Genomic DNA, 12772 nt, shown 5'->3' with positions numbered 1-12772 from the left:
ATACCCCCGCGCCTCAGACGACCATCATTCCGATGGCCCCGAGGTCTGCAGCCTCAGAAGGCGTTTCGGTCGGCGGCTTGATCACCGCACAGAGATCAGAAAAACGGGCGTTGAGGGCCGCGACGCGGCCATCAACATCTTCAGTGTCAAGGAAGCGGTATTCGATCGCCCCATCAAGGCGCCCAACCTTGGCCGCACCGTCGAGCGCGAATGTGTTGAGCCAGGGGAAAGCGCTCGCCAGGGCGCGCACTGTAAGCGCCTCGGTCCATTCGCTCACCCTCTCGGCTGGCGCATCCTCGCATCCGGTCGCCTCCACCAAGTCTCGACGCGCCGCGCCGATGTGGGTGGAGAGCAGCACGTCAGGAACTTCACCCGGAAGGTTCGCGTAGGCCCGAACGTCGGCCGGAGTGATGGATGCGCCAGCCATGATCTATCACTCGCCGAGGACGGCGAACTGCTTCACGGCAACCTCGTAGTCGAAGGCCATGTCGAAGACGTAGGCAAGCGACCGCCTCAGTTCGAGATAGCTCCGGTCGCGCTGGATCGTGGTGTGGAGACCATAGACCAGGTTCTTCGTCGGCGTGAACATGACCGATCCGCGCGGCATGAGCGGGTGAGCTTCGATCGGACGGCCCTGGTAACGGCGCGCCGGAGCACTGCTCTGAACTTCCGTGCCGGTCACCGGCGCATTGATCTCCTGGGAATATGCATCGGCGTCGGCAGTGTTCATGATGAACGACGAGGTCTCACGAACGCGCTCATCGGAGGCTTCGAGGATTGCCTTCAGCGATCCGATCCAGCCGTCCGTCGCCGGATCGATATTGACCTTCGGCGTGTTTGCAGCCTCGCGCATGACCTGCAGCCAGCCCTTGTTGAGCCGGATGAACTTCGCCACGCGATCCGCGCCTTCCCCGTCATCCGCAACACCGTTGAAGCCCAGGTCGACGATGTCATTCGTGAGGCGCGTGTCGAAACCAGCCTCGACCTCTTTCTGAAGATTGGGGTTGCTGGCGTTTTCACGCAGGAAGTCGAGCTTCAGCATCGCGAAGAGCTGCGCGTCGAGTGCCGTCAGCTTGCATCCGAACTCGCCGGCGCCAGTCAGATCAGCGGCCAAGGGCTCATCGCCCTGCGGCACCCGCACGAGCTGACGGCTCAGGATATCCATGACATCGACGTCACGCGTGAGGCGCGACATGCGGATCGTCGTGACCTTGTCCAGGAAGGGATCCTTGAAGATCATCGAGATCAGCTTGTTGGCCTCTTCCGATCGCAGTTCACCGCCATTCGCGAGGTCACGCGGGCCGATCAGCCCTTTCGCGAGCGCCACGAAGTCATGCATTTTCTGGCCGGCATATTCACCGGACTTGATGACGATAACGGTCATGCGAAGCTCTCCTCGATCGAGCCGTGGCCGGGGTCGGCTTCGGATGCGCCCTTGGCCAGCGCCACGGTGATCTTGTCGTCGATCTTGCCCTCGATCGCGGCGAAGGCCTTGGCGATCGCCTTTTCGATCTCCGTGCCATCGCCGCCGCTCGGCGGCGGATCATCGGGCACTTTCGCGGGCGCGACACCCGCCGATTTCATGGCTTCCGCAACCGCCGCGCCAAGCTCACTCTTGAGCGTGTCGCGCACGATCTTCTCGACGTCATCTTTCTGCATGTCCGTTTCCTCGTCGGCTTTGTTGTGACTGTTGAACAGGCGCTTGAACCACCCGGGAACAGCATCCTTCTCGGTGTAGCTGGGGTGACCGGGTGCGGGCGGGGGATCGACCCGTGCTACCCCTGCCAGCGAAATCCCGGTGAGATCGCCGGACTTCAGTTCCTTCCAGAGATCGGGGTCGCCAATCTGGATGCCCACCGCCCAGGCGCCCTCGGGCTCATCGGCGAAAAGCGCATCCCCCTTCCGCACCAGCCAGCTTTCGGCGACGAAGGCCATTTCGGGCGTGAAGGAATGCTCCGTATCGATGTTCTTGAGGCGCCCCTCGCGCATGAACTCGGCCTGGGCACGACGAATGGTCACAGCGTCGGCACTGTCGCCATGGGCGTCGGTCTGATCCGGCGCATAGACGATCCCGTAGGCCCGCATCAGCTCGTCGCTTTTCACCGTGAGCTCGAAGGGGTTGACCCTGGAATTCGGCGTTTCGGACTTGAGCGTCAGGCCCTTGCCGGTCGCCGGAGAGCGCACAAGCGAGAGGAATTCAACGGAGAGGTCTTTGAGCTGTGCCACGAGTTTGCTCCGGTCGTGTGGATCGCCTTCAATCCCTCTTGCCAGAGAGCCGAAGAACGCAAAAGATGAGCGCGGTGCATCAGGTTTATATCTAAACTTTCAATGTGTTACGGCCATTTCTCCGCGGCATTTGCGGCTGTATCAGATGGCTATGAGCACGGATCAAAACCAGCCCGAAGATAGCCACCTTCTGACGATTTCCGTCGAGAAGTCCGACGTCATGGGCTTGGTTTCCATGCTTCCGGAGGCTGGCATCGACGGCGAATATCTGTGGCCTATCCACCCCCTGGCGCTTGCAAATCTCTACCGCGCAAGCGCCGAGCACTGCCGCGCGATCCATATCAAGGCCGAGGGCGCGTTTGGTGGCGGGCTGATCGGGCGCACCGAGCCGATCGATGAGCTGTGTGAGACCGGCGCGGCTGAGCTGTTCGTTCTGCTCGGGCTCGACATCGAGACCTTCGGCAACGCATTTCTCCAGGTGATCAGATCGAATGATGGCTCAAGGGTCATCGGATTGCGCCGGCTGCCGGCGGTAACGATGAGCCGCTTCCGTGACGGTTTTCTTCAGCGCATTCCGCAGATCACGGGTGGCGACAAGAAAGTGATCTTCTCGGCTGGGGAGATCATTCATCTCCGCGTCCCTTGCCCGATGGGGCGGCGCTATTCTGAGCCCGCATGGATCGGTGTGCGAGAAATGCTTGAGCTCGCACGGGCCGCGATCCGGTTCAACTCGAAGTTCTTCGATAATGGCGCGGTGCCGGAATTCGCCATCATCTTCAAAGGCACAACGCCGAGCGATGCTCAAAAGAAGACGATCCGGGAGTTCTTTCGTCGCGAGTTCCAGGGGGTCGAGAACGCGCATCGCACCATGCTTCTCTCGCTATCCGAGGATGACAGCGTGACCTTCGAGAAGCTGACTGCAGACGTGAAGGATGGCGACTTCCTCAAGATGATCGACGCAGTGCGGGATCGTATTCCGGTGGCCCATGGTGTGCCGCCGCGCATGCTTGGCATCATGTCGGCCGGCCAGCTCGGAGGGGGCGGAGAGGTCGCGGGCCAGATGCACGTTTTCGAGCATCTCACGCTGCGCCCAATGCGGCGCAGGATGCTTGATCAGCTTCGCCCCATTTTCAAGGAATTTGGCCTGAGGCCCGGAAACCCGGATGAGCCTCTTGCCGACGACCAGATTGCTTTCCGTCCACTCGACCTTACGCCGCCCGGCGACGTGACCGACAATCTGGCCGATCTCGTCACCGCCGGCGTCCTCACGGACAGCGAAGCGAAGGCGATCTACTACGGCGACACGACGGGCCTCAAAGAGGTCACGAGCAAGAGCAGCTCCACGGGAGCGGATCTCTCGCACCTGGTCCGCATCCTGGCGAAATCCTGAGGGTGCGACATGACACGACCCGCGAAAACATCGAACCTAACGCACAGGCGCGCTGATGGCCAATCATCCACGTCTGCGCATGGTGACGCCGGAAAAAATCTCTTGACGCATCAGCGGTCAGATCACGGGCCTCACGCCGCACATTCACGGCGCGGTCGGCCGCCGAAGTTTGGCGACGCTCAGAAAGAGCAGGCGTATCTCGAATATCTCGCCGGAGACAGTTCTACCGAGATCGCGTCGCGGATCGGGTGCAGTCCGCGCACCGTTCGCCACTGGATCGAGGCGGGAGGCTGGGGGGCCGAGCTTCGCAAAAGGCGAGAAACGACGCAGGGGCTCGAAGAGCAGATCCTGCGGCTGAGCCGCATCAAGAGCCCTACCACCTCGCAGGCACATCGTCTGGCCATGCTGACCCGCTCCCTGGAGCGAATGCACAAGATCGCCCCCAAACCGAAGCCTCGGCCGACGGTTGCAAACGCGGTCTCCAAGGACGCGTTGTCCAGAGTGCTCGCGCCAGACTATGGGCTTTATGCCTATCAGGTCGAGTTCCTCGAAAGCGAGCATCGATTTCGCATCGTGCTCAAGGCGAGACAGATCGGGTTCTCCTACGTCGTCGGCCTCGCCGTGCTCCTGGGGGCTTTGGCCGGGCGCCCTCAGATCGTGGTGTCCGCGTCCGAGAGGCAGGCTCAGATTATCCTGAACTACGTCCGCCATCACGCGGGGCGGCTCGGCGTTGCCCTCGATGAGGACAAGGCGAACAAGATCGTGGTCATGGGCTCCGATATCGTCGCGGTCTCGACCAACTTTCGCACCGCACAAGGCTGGCCTGGCGATGTGTGGCTCGACGAGTTCGCCTGGGTGCGCAATCAGCGCATGCTTTGGGCGGCAGTAATCCCGTCGATCACAGCGATCGGCGGGCGGGTGACGGTGTTCTCTACGCCGTTCCTGCCCGGCTCCCTCTTCTGGGAGATCGCCACCAACCACAAGAACAAGCACGATCACTGGTGGCGCAAGACGATTACGATCGAAGACGCCATTGCGCAGGGCATGCCGCTTCCCGGTGGTCTCGATGAGCTGCGCATGCTGTTCGACAGCGAGAGCTGGGCGATGTTCTACGAGTGCCAATGGGCCGAGAACGGTTCGGCCTTGCTCAGCTGGGAGCTGCTGCATTCGCTCACATCCGAGCCGATCTTCCCGGACCGGTTCGGAAGGCTGCGCGGCGGTGTAGACGTCGGCCGCATCAACGATCGGACGGCCATTGCACTGGCCGGCCAGGAGTTCGAGCGCGCGAAGTGGCTCGATCGCTACGCACTCATTCACCACGAGATGCACAAGGGGCTGCCCTTCGACGCGCAAAAGGCGCGCATCCACGAGGTCGACGGGCGTTATGACGTTGAGCGCTGGAAGGTGGACAAAACCGGTCTCGGCATGCAGCTCGCCGAAGAGTTGCAGCAGGCGGCGCCGGAGCGCTTTGAGGGGGTGTGGTTTTCGGCGCAACGCAAGGCCCGACTTGCCCTCAACATGCTCAAACTGGCCGAAGATAAACGGCTCCTCCTGCCTAACGATCCCGACGTCCTGGCTCAGCTGCACTCGATACAGAAGCTCGTGTCCGGAAATGCGATCAAATATGACGCCGAGCGCAGCGACGACGGCCACGGCGACCTGTTCTGGGCCGTTGCCCTGGCCACAGAGGGGTGTGCGGCTTCGGGAGGCAGCGGCGGCCTCGGCGTAGAGGTGCTGTCATGATGGATCTCCAGCGCCTCAGCCTCAAGGTTGCAGAGAAGCTTCGCGAAATTGCGACGCGCCAGGGCAACGTGCCATTCGACAAGGGCGACCTGCGCAAGGCGCATGTCGTGGAGCCCGCCGGAGCCACGGATGCGGTCCTCAACGTGAATACCCCATATGCGCGCGCCGTCCATGATGGGCGACCGGCCATCACGATCCGGCCGAAGCGCCGAAAGGCGCTCGTGTGGACAGGTGCGGACGGAAAGATGCTTGGAGCGAAATCCGTCCACCAACCGGCTCGCAAGGGTGACCCGTGGCTTGCCCGTGCCGTCGAAGAGCTGGAGCGCGAAGGCCTTGATTTTCTCGCTCCAGACATCGGCCAGGAAGTGGCTGAAGAACTCTCCGCAGCTTTGCGCAGAAGAGGCCTGAAAGTGCGCCGCGATGGGCGCTGAAACCACGAAAGGAAACACCATGGCACAAACCAAGGCAAAGGCTGACGACACGCCCAACATGGGGGAACCCGTGCAGATCAGCTCGCCCCCCACGGTCTTCGATCAGGCGGTCAACTTCGTGCTCGCCGACCGGATCGAGGGGGGCTATGTCAACGATCCCCGCGACCCCGGCGGCGAAACGAAATTCGGGATCTCGAAGCGGTCGTATCCGAAGGTCAACATCAAGGCCCTGACCCGCGACGATGCGATCGCGATCTACAAGCGCGACTACTGGGATGCGATGCGCTGCGACGATCTCCCGCCCAAGATCGCCGTCGTCATGTTCGACTGCGCGATCAATCAGGGGGCCGGCGCCGCGCCGCGCCTGCTGCAGAACGCGCTCGGCAACGGCATCGTCGTCGATGGCATCATCGGCCCGAAGACCATCTCCGCGGCGCATGCTGCGAAGGAAGATGATCTGGTCATCCAGTTCATCGGCTGGCGGTTGCGCCGTTACGCGTTCACCGCCAACTCGGCGACCTACATGCGCGACTGGGCCAATCGCGTGCTTGCGCTGCAGCACTTCCTTCTCACGCAGCTTCAGGAGGCCTGACCATGCTCAAGGGCACCATCGCTCTCATCATCCGCTATGTCCTGCTGATCGGCGGCGGCGCACTCGCCTCGGCCGGGGTGATCACCGCCACGGGAGACCTCGGCTATTACTGCTTCGATGCCAAGGTCGTGGCCGATGCCACCAGCACCGCCATCGCTCTCGCCCTTGGCGGCAGCACCTCGATCTGCGTCGGGATCCTCTGGCGCGCCGTGGCCAAGCGGCTCGGCGGTATCACCTGAGATCGACGCCATGATCGGCACCAGCCCGGGTAACTTTGCCCGGGCTGGCGGAATGACAACAGACGGCGATGGGACGCCCGCAAATGACCGATATCTTGAAGGAATTCTGGAGCGTTATCATGGGCGCCGTCGGCGCGCTCGTGTGGATGCTGCGCCTTGAGGCCCGCGCCGCGCTGAACGCTGCAGCTATCTCTGAGCTCAAGCGCCAGCGCCACGAGGATCTGCAAGCCGCCCGCGAGGCGCGTGATGCAACCAACCGTCGCCTTGATGAAATCCGCGGCGATCTGGGCGAGGTCCGCGACGACATCAAGACGCTGATCCGCGCCATGAAGTGAGGGACAAAGCATGCTGATTACCGTTAATCGCGAATGGGTTGGGCCGATCTCCTTCGAAGGGGGGGGATTTTTCGTCCAGGCTTGGCGCGGCAATCTCCGCCTCTGGTGGGGCATCGACGACGCGCAGCCGAACATGATGACGATCTCGCGCGGCAGTGATCCAGCTGAAACCTACGATCTCAACACCTGCAACTCCCTTCTCGACGGCATGGTGTTGAGCAAGGGGGAGGTGAAGAATTTCCCCTATGTTCCCAATCAGGTGATCTTTTTGCGCGCAGCCGACGGCACGCGGGCGATCGCCAACATCGGGCAATGGTTCAGCTGATGCATGCGCTGCTTGAGCTCTACGCAAAAGGCTATCTCACCGACGAGCACATCTCGGCCGCCAAATCTTGGCGCGACAACCCGGTGAAGATGTTTCTCGCACCGAGCATGTTCAGGATCATGCACGACGCCATTTTCAAGGATCTCGGAGTGCAGGCGATTGAGCATCGCCATGGGTTGCCTGACAGATCCGCAAAGGCCATCCTGCGCTTGATCCTGCAGGCGCTTTACGAGTGCGAAAGCATCTTCATTCGGCGGCCGGAAGATGCTTCAGACGCCCACCGCGCGGAGATCGAGCTGCTCCGCGGTGAGAATGTCGATGACCTTTCCGATCTGATGACGCGCTTCTCGATCAGTCCGATGCAAGCCAGGATTTTTCTCGTACTACAGAACGCGGGTGGCCGCACGATCACATACGACACCCTCGCACAACGCACCTGGCGCTTTAGCCGCGATGGAAATCCACCGAACATAAATACGCTCAAAGTGCATATTTGTAATCTGAAAAAGGCCATTCATGGCAGCGAGTTTACGATCAACACCGTCCATGGCATTGGGTATCGCCTGATCGAACACGCCAAAGCGTGATAGATCAGGCGACGTGGCCCACATCGGGGCCGCGTCCTGTCACTCTGCCGGGTCTTTGATCTTGGCATACACGCAGCGCAGCGGCGCGCAACACAGTGCCATCCCGTGGTTCGGGGACTATCTTATTCGGCAAGGCGCAACACATAGCTGCGCCCCTTCTTCTCCTTGATGATCCTGCCTTGCTCTGCAAGCTCGGCGCTTGCTGCGTAAAACAGCATCCGATCCTCGTCATCGCCTTGAGCGATCTCTTTGATCAACTGCGACTGGATCTGGGGCCCACCTTTCTGGATAGCCATAATGATCTGCCCCTTGAACTCCGCCGCCCGATTGCCCGCATGTTGCGCCATCATCGACGCGATCTCGCGCTCTGACATTTCTTTCGCCGGACGGGAGCGCATCTCAGTTTCTTCTTTTTCGATTCGCTCTCGGAAGTCACGGTTCATTCGATCTGCCATTTCCTGCGCACTTCTGGCCCCACGTTTCCGCCTCCAACGCCACAAAAGGAATACGGCGAGACCGGCAACAGCAATAAATTCCATGGAAATACTCCTTCAACTTGTTCCTTTTCCCCTTAGTCTGCACGATCCTCGATCGGCTTCCACCACCAATGATCGGCGGGCACCGCGGGCACATTGCCGCGCGCGTCCATCACAAAGCCGCGCAGGGCGGTCTTGCGGTCATGCTGGTGGTGTTCAGTGCCAAAGGCACGGTTGAACGCGGCTGCATTGGCGCGCCAATGCGCATCGACTGTATCCAGCTCGGCGCGCTGAGCATCGCTCAGGCCTGCGCGCACCAGCTCGAGCGCGGATCGGTTGCGCAACAACTCGTCTCGGTCCCAGGCGAAATCGTCATCGTCGAGCGTGTCATAGCAGGCCAGCCAAATCTCGATGAGAGAATGATCCTGCGCAATCACCGCATTCCCAGCAAGGCGGTAAGCCATTTGATTGCTCCTTTCGTGATTTTGGTGGCGGGCGTCACATCGTTATCGCTGGACTGCCCTGCGCGCCAGTGGTGCGAGATGATGCGGCCGCTTGGACCGTCTTCCATGTCCAACACGGTCACCAACTGCCCATCCTTTCCGGCTCGGTTCTTCATCGGCTTGGCAAAGACCGCATGCAGTGCCACGTCTCCGGGCTTGGATTTGCTGTTGCGCAACGGAACACGGGTCGAGAGCAGCATCGTGGCGCCCGGGTCCGCAATGAGCGCGCGCGCATCGCGCTCGAAATTGGCCAGCTTCTTCGTCGGTATATTCGCGCGGTGCTTCTGGAACTTGGCCCGGGCCTGCTTTTCGCTCAGGAACTCCGCCTTCTGCGCCCGCTCCACAACCTCCGCGCGCGCCTCGCGACCGATGTCCTCACGGTCAATGAGCTTCTGCCGAACGTCATCAAGCCCTCCGACGCCGCCGAAATAGGCCACGGTGATCGTGCGGCAGCGGAAATGATATGGCGGCCCTGCCGTTCCAGAGCCGAGCTTCGAGGTCGGCACTTCTCCAAGGTCCGCGCTTGCACCATGCATCTCCCAGGCGGCGCGCGCAGCGGGTTCATTACGCCGGCTCACCGCGGCGAGATAGCTGTCGACCTGGGCGCGCATCTTGCTCACCTCAATGATACGCCCATGCATGTGACGACAGATCGCGGTGGTCTTCGCGTCAAGATGCGCGCGGACCTGGACGCGATCGACGCCGGCGCGCTCGTATCCGGTAACACGCCCCATTTCCCGGGTCTTTGTCGCGGTATGATCCGCCAGGATCTCCCAGTAAACCCGCCCGCGGGAGGTCACACCGGCGAAGTCTTCTGCCATCCTTGCAGCCAACCCCTCGCGCGTCATCCCGGTCGTGAAATACTCCTCGATGGTGGCGGCCAGAAGGTTCTGACTGTTGACGTTCCAGCTGTTTCCAACCCAGTAGAGGTTACCGGACTTGAGCACTTCGAGCGCGTCTAGGTCTGGGCGCATGAAGCCGATAGAGACACCAGTCGCCTTGCCGACCTCTTCCGCCCCAAGGCGGAACAAGGCATCGCTGAGGTTCACGACAGGATCGCGCATCGCTGCGCGGATCGCATCCTCCCCCACCGATCCCTCAAGCACTTTCAGGATCGAGGCCCCATCTTCCGCTGTGAACTTTCCAGGGCCAAGATCGCGCAGCCGGTCGAGTGCCGAGGCGATCCCTTCGCGCATCGCGTCATCCCAGGCATTCGTCATTGCCTGTTGCAACTGTCCGTAGAGCGCTTCCCAAGCCTTGGCGTCCTTGATGATCGCCGAGCGCAGGACGCGCCGCTTGATCGCGCGGGCGATGGCATCTTCTGCAATCGTCATGCCGGCATCTCCTCCTAGTTCTTTCCGTCAGCCCGGCGCATCCGTCGGATACAGCGGTTCATGATGCGTTGGCGCTCGGTCACGAGCATGGCAATGCTGAGCCGCCGCCGTTCGATGCGCAGGTGGATCTTCGCCAGCGTGCGCAGCTCGATCTCCGTGGCAAAGCGCAGCCAGGCGGCACGCAGACCGAAGGGATCAACCACCGGCCCGCCGTTGTGACCAATCCCCGGCGCATGATGTGCAGCGCGGTCTGCTACACGGCGTTTTTCCACACCTTCCACTAATCACCTGCCTTTCCTTCGTTTTCTTCAAACAGGCCACGGGGTGCGGTTTTTTTGAATGAGCGGATCTCGCGATCCTCGACCTCTTCCCATGTCACGAACCGGTGGCCGCAAATCCTGCACTGCCGATAACGCTGCTTCACCTGTCCATTCGGCTTCGTCGCATAGACGTAGCCGCGGCCTCCGCATTTAGGGCATTGCATCGCCGCCCTCGCTACGTTGCCGAACCCACTCCTCCAGCCCGAGGATGACCTTGCTCGCCTGCTCGCGGCTCATGAACCTCGGCGAGTCCACCTTCGCGGTGCGCAAAACGAAGCTGCGCAGCTTCTGATCTTCCAGACCGTTCCACCCCATGGAGCGCGAAAGGCCGCCGATCTTCGCCCACTGCGCCGGCGTCGGACGTTCTGCGCTACCGACCGTTGCGCCGATGCCGCCGCGGGCGCGCTCTGGGATCAGCCCGTCACGACGCAACTGTTTGATGAAGCGAATGCGCTCGTCCGGGTTCAGATCACCAGCCGAGCGCCGCCCTGTGCGACTTTCGAGCCAGTCCTCATAGGCGGCGCGGTCATCGTCGAAGAGCCGCTTCGCAGCAATGTGGATCATCGCCAGATCGCTGCGGCGACGGTCATCGGTCGGTTTTTTGGCGGGCATATGCATGACCTCTCACTGCAGATAGGCGTTCCAATTTATCGTGTTCCGCCCCCCCTCCGTCAGGGCACAGCGGAAGTTCGAGCTGATCGAGCATCACGAAGGCTTCGCGAATATGGGGCGGGAGCGACGCCAGACCGACTTTCAGGCCGGCCGCGGTGCGGAGCACTTACATCCGGCACCCGAACCAGAGCGGGCTTACCCAGGGGCCACACCCTTCGGCGCGACGGATCATGCGGCGCACATGCTTTTCGGTGAGCTTGCAGACTTCGGCAATCTCCGCGGGGGAAACACTCGTCGTGATCTCGTCCGTGGCCATGTCAGGCCTCCTGATCGATGGCGCCGCCGCGCCGGTGGAATGGGAGCAATGGCGCGGCGGCTGGCGGTCGGGAGCGGGCAGCTTTCCCGCCGCCTGTCTCGTTATGCGATTTGGTCGGACAGGGCCTTCACCGGCTTTGCCAGGACCACGGTTTTCGCGGGAACATTGACCGCTGCACCCGTCGCCGGGTTGCGCCCGATGTGGGCCTCACGCCGTTTCGTGCTGATCTTCACGATGCCGGGAATGGTCACATCATCACCCTCGGCCAGGGCTTTCGAGACGGCGCCGGCAAGCCCGTTCAGAGCCACTTCGATTTCGCGCTGCCCCATCGGATAGCCGGCATCCACGCAGTTCATGCTGATCGTGCGGATAAGATCTTTCTGTTTCATGGGTTACTCCTCGGTTTTCAGAAAATCGCGCGCCTTGCGCGCCCAGGCGACAACTGCCGACACGCCATCGACGGTGCAGGTGGCCGTGATGCTGCAGCACTTGGCGCGGTAGGTTCCGGCGGTGGAATTCACCGGTCCACAATACTGCTCGAACACCTGCAGCTTGCGCTCGCGCGGCGCGGCCTCGACCGACGCGAGGATCGAGCGCATCGCTCCGTTCTTGTCACGTTGGATCTGCATCAGACCGCTTCCTTGAGCTCTGTCTCGAACGGCTCGACCACGAAATCTTCGCCATCAGAACCGATCGTCACCCCCTTGATCGCCATCGCGGAGCTGCGGTCTTCGAGCATCGCCTCCTTGTTGATCTCGGTTTTCGTGCGCAGAAACCGATGCAACCCGGCAGCTTCGAGCGCTTCGATCACCGCATCCGTGCCACGGATCGACACCTTGGCCGGGCGCAGGCGCCAGCTGATCTTCCCTGTCGCGAACTGGAAGTATTTCACCTTGCCGCCATTCGTCAGGCGCGCACGGTTCGCTTCGGCAAACATGCGCAACCCCTCGATCTTCGCGGTCGTGGCCTCTTGCAGCGGCGCGACAAGCTCGCCGTAGCGCTGTTGCAGCGCGGCGATCTGATCGTTCATCTCCGCCTGCAGACGCAGCACATCGCGATTGAGATCACCGATCTCACGCAGCGCCTCTCGTGCCTCGCTGTCGTCTTGCGGCACGGGGGCATTCGCCCCCTGCATCTTCACCTTCTTGGCAGCCATGCTTCCTCTCCTTTCAAAGCTCGGAAATCACGTTCGGGGGCGGCGAGGAGGGCGCCGCCTCGGGCAGCGCGCCATCCTCCAGAAACAGATCCGCCAGCCAGGCCAGCGCGATGATCTCGCGCTGGCTCAACATCGACCAACCGCGTGCGCTGGCCTTCACCTTGGCCTTCGCGGTGGCGGCGAGTTC

The 12772-nt window shown here is 61.8% G+C and carries 21 protein-coding genes; 8 read left to right on the top strand and 13 right to left on the bottom strand.

Annotation, left to right across the window (positions count from 1 at the left end; translation table 11 throughout):
* Window positions 1-13: 13 nt before the first annotated feature.
* From AB7U46_RS11270 to AB7U46_RS11260, 3 genes are read right to left on the bottom strand one after another with little or no spacing between them, the layout of a single operon-like run.
* Window positions 14-427 (bottom strand): hypothetical protein, encoded by a 414-nt coding sequence (locus AB7U46_RS11270; protein WP_428337071.1) that lies wholly within the window; start codon window positions 425-427, stop codon window positions 14-16.
* A 6-nt stretch (window positions 428-433) separates the two neighbouring features.
* Window positions 434-1384 carry a hypothetical protein gene (locus tag AB7U46_RS11265; protein ID WP_428337070.1) on the bottom strand — a complete coding sequence of 317 codons (951 nt, stop codon included), beginning with the start codon at window positions 1382-1384 and terminating at the stop codon, window positions 434-436.
* On the bottom strand, window positions 1381-2226 hold the full coding sequence (locus tag AB7U46_RS11260; protein ID WP_428337069.1) for an XkdF-like putative serine protease domain-containing protein: 846 nt from the start codon (window positions 2224-2226) through the stop codon (window positions 1381-1383). The genes AB7U46_RS11265 and AB7U46_RS11260 overlap by 4 nt, the downstream gene beginning before the upstream one ends.
* A gap of 151 nt (window positions 2227-2377) precedes the next feature.
* Between AB7U46_RS11260 and AB7U46_RS11255 the strand changes: the two genes are divergently transcribed.
* The 8 genes from AB7U46_RS11255 to AB7U46_RS11220 all read left to right on the top strand — a co-directional run bounded on the left by AB7U46_RS11255 (window position 2378) and on the right by AB7U46_RS11220 (window position 7868).
* The gene (locus tag AB7U46_RS11255; protein WP_428337068.1) at window positions 2378-3616 is read left to right on the top strand and encodes a phage portal protein; all 1239 of its coding nucleotides are present in this window, start codon (window positions 2378-2380) and stop codon (window positions 3614-3616) included.
* 102 nt (window positions 3617-3718) lie between these two features.
* Window positions 3719-5359, top strand: coding sequence for a terminase large subunit domain-containing protein (locus AB7U46_RS11250; RefSeq protein WP_428337067.1), 1641 nt, complete (start codon window positions 3719-3721; stop codon window positions 5357-5359).
* On the top strand, window positions 5356-5790 hold the full coding sequence (locus AB7U46_RS11245; RefSeq protein WP_428337066.1) for a hypothetical protein: 435 nt from the start codon (window positions 5356-5358) through the stop codon (window positions 5788-5790). The genes AB7U46_RS11250 and AB7U46_RS11245 overlap by 4 nt, the downstream gene beginning before the upstream one ends.
* Before the next feature lie 19 nt (window positions 5791-5809).
* A complete protein-coding gene (locus AB7U46_RS11240) occupies window positions 5810-6382 on the top strand; it encodes a glycoside hydrolase family 108 protein (protein ID WP_428337065.1) in 573 nt (190 codons plus the stop codon).
* Window positions 6383-6384: 2 nt separating this feature from the next.
* Window positions 6385-6621, top strand: a complete 237-nt coding sequence (locus AB7U46_RS11235) for a hypothetical protein (protein ID WP_428337064.1) — start codon at window positions 6385-6387, stop codon at window positions 6619-6621.
* A gap of 83 nt (window positions 6622-6704) precedes the next feature.
* On the top strand, window positions 6705-6956 hold the full coding sequence (locus AB7U46_RS11230; protein WP_428337063.1) for a hypothetical protein: 252 nt from the start codon (window positions 6705-6707) through the stop codon (window positions 6954-6956).
* A gap of 10 nt (window positions 6957-6966) precedes the next feature.
* Entirely contained in the window at window positions 6967-7281 is a 315-nt protein-coding gene (locus AB7U46_RS11225; protein WP_428337062.1) for a hypothetical protein, read from the top strand.
* A complete protein-coding gene (locus AB7U46_RS11220; RefSeq protein ID WP_428337061.1) occupies window positions 7269-7868 on the top strand; it encodes a helix-turn-helix domain-containing protein in 600 nt (199 codons plus the stop codon). Before AB7U46_RS11225 ends, AB7U46_RS11220 begins: the two co-directional genes overlap by 13 nt.
* 122 nt (window positions 7869-7990) lie before the next feature.
* Here AB7U46_RS11220 and AB7U46_RS11215 read toward each other — a convergent pair whose 3' ends face one another.
* The 10 genes from AB7U46_RS11215 to AB7U46_RS11170 all read right to left on the bottom strand — a co-directional run bounded on the left by AB7U46_RS11215 (window position 7991) and on the right by AB7U46_RS11170 (window position 12585).
* Window positions 7991-8407, bottom strand: a complete 417-nt coding sequence (locus AB7U46_RS11215) for a hypothetical protein (protein WP_428337060.1) — start codon at window positions 8405-8407, stop codon at window positions 7991-7993.
* 32 nt (window positions 8408-8439) lie between these two features.
* Window positions 8440-8808: a hypothetical protein gene (locus AB7U46_RS11210; protein ID WP_428337059.1), complete on the bottom strand. Its 369-nt coding sequence runs from the start codon at window positions 8806-8808 to the stop codon at window positions 8440-8442.
* Complete coding sequence (locus AB7U46_RS11205; RefSeq protein ID WP_428337058.1) at window positions 8778-10181, bottom strand: hypothetical protein; 1404 nt, start codon at window positions 10179-10181, stop codon at window positions 8778-8780. The genes AB7U46_RS11210 and AB7U46_RS11205 overlap by 31 nt, the downstream gene beginning before the upstream one ends.
* Before the next feature lie 14 nt (window positions 10182-10195).
* Window positions 10196-10462 carry a hypothetical protein gene (locus AB7U46_RS11200; RefSeq protein ID WP_428337057.1) on the bottom strand — a complete coding sequence of 89 codons (267 nt, stop codon included), beginning with the start codon at window positions 10460-10462 and terminating at the stop codon, window positions 10196-10198.
* Window positions 10462-10665 carry an ogr/Delta-like zinc finger family protein gene (locus AB7U46_RS11195; protein ID WP_428337056.1) on the bottom strand — a complete coding sequence of 68 codons (204 nt, stop codon included), beginning with the start codon at window positions 10663-10665 and terminating at the stop codon, window positions 10462-10464. Before AB7U46_RS11195 ends, AB7U46_RS11200 begins: the two co-directional genes overlap by 1 nt.
* Window positions 10652-11119 (bottom strand): phage protein GemA/Gp16 family protein, encoded by a 468-nt coding sequence (locus tag AB7U46_RS11190; RefSeq protein WP_428337055.1) that lies wholly within the window; start codon window positions 11117-11119, stop codon window positions 10652-10654. The genes AB7U46_RS11195 and AB7U46_RS11190 overlap by 14 nt, the downstream gene beginning before the upstream one ends.
* A 160-nt stretch (window positions 11120-11279) precedes the next feature.
* The gene (locus AB7U46_RS11185) at window positions 11280-11429 is read right to left on the bottom strand and encodes a hypothetical protein (RefSeq protein ID WP_428337054.1); all 150 of its coding nucleotides are present in this window, start codon (window positions 11427-11429) and stop codon (window positions 11280-11282) included.
* A 101-nt stretch (window positions 11430-11530) separates the two neighbouring features.
* A complete protein-coding gene (locus tag AB7U46_RS11180; RefSeq protein WP_428337053.1) occupies window positions 11531-11818 on the bottom strand; it encodes an HU family DNA-binding protein in 288 nt (95 codons plus the stop codon).
* Between the two features lie 3 nt (window positions 11819-11821).
* A complete protein-coding gene (locus AB7U46_RS11175; RefSeq protein WP_428337052.1) occupies window positions 11822-12058 on the bottom strand; it encodes a hypothetical protein in 237 nt (78 codons plus the stop codon).
* Window positions 12058-12585 (bottom strand): host-nuclease inhibitor Gam family protein, encoded by a 528-nt coding sequence (locus tag AB7U46_RS11170; RefSeq protein ID WP_428337051.1) that lies wholly within the window; start codon window positions 12583-12585, stop codon window positions 12058-12060. The genes AB7U46_RS11175 and AB7U46_RS11170 overlap by 1 nt, the downstream gene beginning before the upstream one ends.
* Between the last annotated feature and the right edge of the window lie 187 nt (window positions 12586-12772).

Source organism: Paenirhodobacter sp., assembly GCF_050177655.1.
In the GTDB taxonomy this organism is placed as follows: domain Bacteria; phylum Pseudomonadota; class Alphaproteobacteria; order Rhodobacterales; family Rhodobacteraceae; genus Rhodobacter.
The sequence above is the reverse complement of the archived record's forward strand: the minus strand, read 5'-3'. Positions and strand labels throughout refer to the sequence as shown.

What these genes read in the sequence shown, in the direction of transcription:
- AB7U46_RS11170 (WP_428337051.1), bottom strand. Translation starts at nt 12,585, where the DNA reads ATGGCTGCCAAGAAGGTGAAGATGCAGGGGGCGAATGCCCCCGTGCCG.
- AB7U46_RS11255 (WP_428337068.1), top strand. Translation starts at nt 2,378, where the DNA reads ATGAGCACGGATCAAAACCAGCCCGAAGATAGCCACCTTCTGACGATT.
- AB7U46_RS11235 (WP_428337064.1), top strand. Translation starts at nt 6,385, where the DNA reads ATGCTCAAGGGCACCATCGCTCTCATCATCCGCTATGTCCTGCTGATC.
- AB7U46_RS11180 (WP_428337053.1), bottom strand. Translation starts at nt 11,818, where the DNA reads ATGAAACAGAAAGATCTTATCCGCACGATCAGCATGAACTGCGTGGAT.
- AB7U46_RS11240 (WP_428337065.1), top strand. Translation starts at nt 5,810, where the DNA reads ATGGCACAAACCAAGGCAAAGGCTGACGACACGCCCAACATGGGGGAA.
- AB7U46_RS11175 (WP_428337052.1), bottom strand. Translation starts at nt 12,058, where the DNA reads ATGCAGATCCAACGTGACAAGAACGGAGCGATGCGCTCGATCCTCGCG.
- AB7U46_RS11265 (WP_428337070.1), bottom strand. Translation starts at nt 1,384, where the DNA reads ATGACCGTTATCGTCATCAAGTCCGGTGAATATGCCGGCCAGAAAATG.
- AB7U46_RS11230 (WP_428337063.1), top strand. Translation starts at nt 6,705, where the DNA reads ATGACCGATATCTTGAAGGAATTCTGGAGCGTTATCATGGGCGCCGTC.
- AB7U46_RS11195 (WP_428337056.1), bottom strand. Translation starts at nt 10,665, where the DNA reads ATGCAATGCCCTAAATGCGGAGGCCGCGGCTACGTCTATGCGACGAAG.
- AB7U46_RS11210 (WP_428337059.1), bottom strand. Translation starts at nt 8,808, where the DNA reads ATGGCTTACCGCCTTGCTGGGAATGCGGTGATTGCGCAGGATCATTCT.
- AB7U46_RS11215 (WP_428337060.1), bottom strand. Translation starts at nt 8,407, where the DNA reads ATGGAATTTATTGCTGTTGCCGGTCTCGCCGTATTCCTTTTGTGGCGT.
- AB7U46_RS11205 (WP_428337058.1), bottom strand. Translation starts at nt 10,181, where the DNA reads ATGACGATTGCAGAAGATGCCATCGCCCGCGCGATCAAGCGGCGCGTC.
- AB7U46_RS11245 (WP_428337066.1), top strand. Translation starts at nt 5,356, where the DNA reads ATGATGGATCTCCAGCGCCTCAGCCTCAAGGTTGCAGAGAAGCTTCGC.
- AB7U46_RS11225 (WP_428337062.1), top strand. Translation starts at nt 6,967, where the DNA reads ATGCTGATTACCGTTAATCGCGAATGGGTTGGGCCGATCTCCTTCGAA.
- AB7U46_RS11270 (WP_428337071.1), bottom strand. Translation starts at nt 427, where the DNA reads ATGGCTGGCGCATCCATCACTCCGGCCGACGTTCGGGCCTACGCGAAC.
- AB7U46_RS11185 (WP_428337054.1), bottom strand. Translation starts at nt 11,429, where the DNA reads ATGGCCACGGACGAGATCACGACGAGTGTTTCCCCCGCGGAGATTGCC.
- AB7U46_RS11190 (WP_428337055.1), bottom strand. Translation starts at nt 11,119, where the DNA reads ATGCATATGCCCGCCAAAAAACCGACCGATGACCGTCGCCGCAGCGAT.
- AB7U46_RS11220 (WP_428337061.1), top strand. Translation starts at nt 7,269, where the DNA reads ATGGTTCAGCTGATGCATGCGCTGCTTGAGCTCTACGCAAAAGGCTAT.